Source organism: Companilactobacillus halodurans (assembly GCF_009600985.1).
Taxonomy (GTDB): Bacteria; Bacillota; Bacilli; order Lactobacillales; family Lactobacillaceae; genus Companilactobacillus; species Companilactobacillus halodurans.
Map to the genome: position 1 here is coordinate 1 of NZ_VDFP01000216.1, position 1157 is coordinate 1157.

Below are 1157 nucleotides of genomic sequence, written 5' to 3' on the forward strand. Positions count from 1 at the left end.
GTACCATGTCCGGTTACTGTTCCTTTTTCAATGAAGTAAATTTGATCTGCATCAACGATTGTTGAAAGACGATGTGCGATAACTAAAGTTGTGCGTCCAACCATTAGTTGATCCAAAGCACGTTGAACTTTCTCTTCTGATTCAGAATCTAAACTTGCAGTTGCTTCGTCGAGCATTAAAATCTTAGGGTCACGTAAGAAAGCTCTGGCAATAGCAATTCGTTGTTTTTGACCACCAGATAATTTAACACCACGCTCACCAATTTGGGTGTCTAATTGTTCGGGGAAGATTTTGACAAATTCATCAGCGTAGGCCAATTTCAAACCATGCCAAAGTTCTTCGTCAGTCAATTGTTTGTTTAAACCATATTGGAGATTATCGCGAATACTACCGGCAAAAACAGCACTGTCTTGAGATACATAGCCAATTTGAGATCTCCAATTTGCTAGATCAATATTTTTGATAGATTTTTTACCGATTAAAATTGAACCACTATCGGGTTGATAAAATCTTTCTAATAGGGCAAAGATAGTTGATTTACCACCACCGGAAGGACCTGCAAAGGCAATTACTGTATTAGGCTTAGCTTCAAAGGAAACATCGTGCAAGATTTGATGGTCGGCATCATAGCTGAAATTCAAATGAGCAGCAGTGACGGTTTTACCTTCGACATCAACTTCTTCACCAACAGTAGAAATTTCAGGTTCGGTGTTAAGAATTTCTTGAATTCTTTCAGTTGAACCCATAGCTTTTTGAACCTGTGAAAAGAAGGTTGCAAAACTGGCTACGGGGGTAATGATATTGAAAAGGTATAGTAAAAAGGCGACTAAGGAACCACTTGATAGAGTTCCTTGTTGAATTCTAACGGCACCGTATCCTAAGATACCAACGAAAATTCCTAACATGACTGTAGTCATGATTGGTTGTAAGACTGCTTCTATTTTGGCGTCTTTAATCCCAACATTGAAAATACGATTGATAAATTTACCACCAGTTACTTTTTCAAATGTTTCACCATTGCTAGACTTGATCAAACGAACTTCTGATAACTTTTCGCTAGCATCAGCGTTAAAGTCGGCTGTAGCAGCTTGAAGTTTACGACCTAGTTTTGACATAATGCGTCCAATTGGTAGAAGTATTAACACAATAATTGGTAT

Annotated in this window: 1 protein-coding gene; it reads right to left on the reverse strand. The window is 38.0% G+C overall.

What is annotated here, in order from left to right; translation table 11 throughout:
• On the reverse strand, positions 1 to 1157 hold a 1157-nt coding region (locus FHL06_RS13720), incomplete at both ends, for an ABC transporter ATP-binding protein (RefSeq protein ID WP_153387211.1).